The organism is Cupriavidus sp. SK-4 (assembly GCF_000611125.1).
GTDB lineage: Bacteria > Pseudomonadota > Gammaproteobacteria > Burkholderiales > Burkholderiaceae > Cupriavidus > Cupriavidus necator.
In genome coordinates, this window is the sequence record NZ_JFJW01000108.1 from 1 (window position 1) to 2,956 (window position 2,956).

At 63.4% G+C, this 2,956-nt stretch carries 4 protein-coding genes and 1 pseudogene; 1 reads left to right on the top strand and 4 read right to left on the bottom strand.

Translation table 11 applies throughout. The annotated features are described in order from the left end of the window. Positions 1-478 precede the first annotated feature (478 nt). Positions 479-879 (bottom strand): annotated as a pseudogene (locus CF68_RS38595) (tyrosine-type recombinase/integrase); the annotation flags it as partial. 34 nt (positions 880-913) lie between these two features. Here CF68_RS38595 and CF68_RS35570 point away from each other — a divergent pair. Next, a complete protein-coding gene (locus CF68_RS35570) occupies positions 914-1,171 on the top strand; it encodes a hypothetical protein (RefSeq protein WP_228772839.1) in 258 nt (85 codons plus the stop codon). A gap of 160 nt (positions 1,172-1,331) precedes the next feature. On the opposite strand, the gene CF68_RS23905 is transcribed toward CF68_RS35570, so the two are convergent. From CF68_RS23905 to CF68_RS23915, 3 genes are all read right to left on the bottom strand, one after another. Then, positions 1,332-1,715 (bottom strand): type II toxin-antitoxin system death-on-curing family toxin, encoded by a 384-nt coding sequence (locus CF68_RS23905; RefSeq protein ID WP_035823608.1) that lies wholly within the window; start codon positions 1,713-1,715, stop codon positions 1,332-1,334. A 6-nt stretch (positions 1,716-1,721) separates the two neighbouring features. Continuing rightward, positions 1,722-1,952, bottom strand: coding sequence for a hypothetical protein (locus tag CF68_RS23910; RefSeq protein ID WP_035823610.1), 231 nt, complete (start codon positions 1,950-1,952; stop codon positions 1,722-1,724). Between the two features lie 177 nt (positions 1,953-2,129). Then, positions 2,130-2,956 (bottom strand): tyrosine-type recombinase/integrase (locus tag CF68_RS23915; protein ID WP_035823612.1); only part of this gene is annotated, 827 nt, incomplete at its 5' end.

Here is a 2,956-nt window from a genome sequence, read left to right on the forward strand (position 1 = left end):
CACGAGTGACTTGTGTGTAATGCAATGCGCTGAGGGTGCTCCCTCGTTCTTCAAGGCGGAATTGGATAAGCACGCCAAAATCGTGAAGCAGGCAGGTGCGACCCTTAACTGATTGACTATTCATTGGCGGGCGACGTCCGGATGTTGCTGAGTTCACACATGATTCCCTCCACCAGCGACTTGGCGAATAACAACCTGAGTCTTGTGCAGGGATTTTGCTCGCCGTTCATGAGCTATGGCGGACGTCGAGCCTGAGGCCGAATTGCGCGAGGCGATCAAGACCTGGTGCCGCGAGGACAGCGATGTACTGACGCAGAGCATCCTCATCCAACTCGATCCACGGATTCATCGGTTTCAGTATAAAACGGCAATATGCAATTTCATACTGAAACCCATTAAAGGTGCCCATGCGCCGGCGCGAGCCTCTTGCACGCCCGACACGCACGCGGGGAAGTTGGGGAATCAGCGGCCTTCCTTCTTATGAGCGGCCCCAACCGATGCGGTGCTGCGCCTGCGTGGCCTCGTGCCGGGCATCCTCCTCGCTGTGCAGGTAGCCGCTGGTCGTTGAGATCGACGCCCAAAATTGTCCCTGACATAGCGCAGGTCGACCTGATTGTCGGTCATGTGCGAGCCGGCGGTGTGGCGCAGTCAGTGAGCCGAGGCGCTCGCCAGGACATCGGCCTGCGCCGCCTACTCGGGCCCACGCGCCCGCAGCCGCGCGGCCGCCAGGCCGAACACCTCCTTCAGGATCAAGTGCAGTGCGCCGCGTGACAGGCCTTTTTCGTCGTGCTGCCGGTCCTTGCGGCCAATCACCGGCAGCAGCAGCGGGCGCGTCTCGCCGGGTTGCGGGGTGGGCGCCAGCCCGTGGGCGCGGCGATCTCCTATCTGAATCGCAACGGCTTTTGGGGTGCCGGTGGCAGTACTTGATCGCGATTTCAGCGTGCCCTACGAGCCAAGCAAAGCCGTCGAAAAGGTCTGGCGCGACATCTACGCCGATCAGAACGGCAACCTCGAACTTCAGGAGCTCAGAGAGACGTTGGCCGATATCGCCGAGGGCTCCTCGACCTGGAAGTACCTGCACCTGATGGCGACGCGTCGGACCTTCGGCGGCAGGCCAGCCTACTTCGGCACCGAGGGCGTCGCCTGGCTGGTCCAGTCAGCAAGTGACTGAGTAGGTTGGGGTTTTAGACAGGCATCAGCCGGAAAACCGCATGGATGCTAGGGGTGGCTACCCCGGTAAATTGCGCGGAAATCAAGGGGCCCCATTGATACGCCACGTTCTCAGAATTAGTGGTCGCCAGTCGCAGAAATAGCGATCTGCAACATGAGGATCACGCCGTTGGCCTGGCAAACGCGCGCAACCAGGGCTCCAAATGAGCAATGTCAAAAGTGCCAGACTCCAACATCTGAATCATCTCGACGTAGATTTGCATCGACGGACGCTGCAAGCGCCAGCCGTTGATCCGCAAGAACACATCGGCAGCAGCGAAGGCGATCCGCTTGTTGCCATCCACAAAAGGATGGTTGATGGCGAGACTCTCGAGCAGCGCCGCCGCCTCGGCCACGATGTCCTCGTAGTAGCCCGTCTGCGGCCTGAACAGCGCGGACTCCAGAGCGCCGGGATCACGGACTCCGGGCGCGCCGCCATAGCGTTGCATCAACGTGGTGTGCATTCCGAGCACATCGGCTACGGTCAGGTAGTCACGTCCGCTCATCACCGATCACTTGGCCAGTTCGCGGTACAGGCTGTCGAATTCGTCGAGGCTGGACGCGAATGACGCCATCACATGACGGCGCGGACGTTCTTTCTGCTGGCGGTCGATGTAGTCGCGCAGAGCCTCGTCGAGCACCGCCTGAAACTGGCGCCCCTGCGCTTCGGCAATCTGACGCAACGCCGCCAGCACTTCAGGCGCGGCTTGGGAGGAGAATTTTTCGCGGGCGACAGTGGTCATAGCAGGCTCCAGCATGATAGATCTTGACGTTTCATGATAGAGCAAGATGGGAAAACTTGCCACCGCTCAGACGGTAGGGGCCAACTGCTGGTCGTGGTTGATAGCGAACCGACCGCCGTAGCTTGCCCCTCCACCGATCAATAGGTTCGTCACGAGGGCATCCTGCGCTAAGGTCGCTTAGTTTCCGGTTGCCTTCACGGCCACGGCATGTGCGGGCGTTCCGGCTGGGGCGGCCCACCCGATCCGGTGCCGTTCCTGCGTGGCCTGATGGCGCGCGTCGTCCTCCGTATGCAGATAGGCGCTGGTGGTAGAAATGGACGCGTGCCCAAAATTATCCCGCACATAACGCAAATCTACCTGCTTGTCGGTCATGTGCGAGCCGGCGGTGTGGCGCAGCCAGTGGGCCGAGGCGCTGCCCAGGACCGAGGCCTGCGCTTCCCAGTCGGGCCCGCGGGCGCGCAGGCGCGCGGCCGCCAGGCCGAACACCTCCTTCAGGATCAGGTGCAGCGCCCCGCGTGACAGGCCTTTGTCACGGTGCTCGCGGCCCTCGCGGCCGATTACCGGCAGTAGCAGCGGGCGGGTCTCCCCGGGGTGCGGGGTGGGCGCCAGCCCATGAGCGCGGCGATAGCGCGCCAGTTCGGCAATGAGTTCGTCGGTGGCCGGCACCAGCCGGGTCTTGTTGCCCTTGCCGGTGACCTCCAGCCACCAGCGCTCGAGGCCCTGCGCATCGCGCCGGCAGAAGAAGGCCCCCATCGCCGTGCCGGTGACTTCGGCCGCGCGCAAGCCTCCCAGGTAGAGCACAGTCAGGAGCCAGCGGCAGCGCGCCGCATGCAGGCGCTCGCGTTCGGTGGCGGTGTCGGTCGTTCCCGGCATCGCCTCGATGGTCTCCTTGACCGCGTCCCACAGCTCGTGGCTCAGGTAGCGCGTGATGCGCGGCTGCGTCGGCGTGCGCCGGCGGCGCGCGAGCGCGAGCGCGAGCGGGTTGCCGGCCAGATAGCCGGCCT

Excerpts from the sequence above, each read along its gene's own strand:
- CF68_RS23905 (WP_035823608.1), bottom strand. The coding sequence starts at position 1,715 with ATGAGCGGACGTGACTACCTGACCGTAGCCGATGTGCTCGGAATGCAC.
- CF68_RS23910 (WP_035823610.1), bottom strand. The coding sequence starts at position 1,952 with ATGACCACTGTCGCCCGCGAAAAATTCTCCTCCCAAGCCGCGCCTGAA.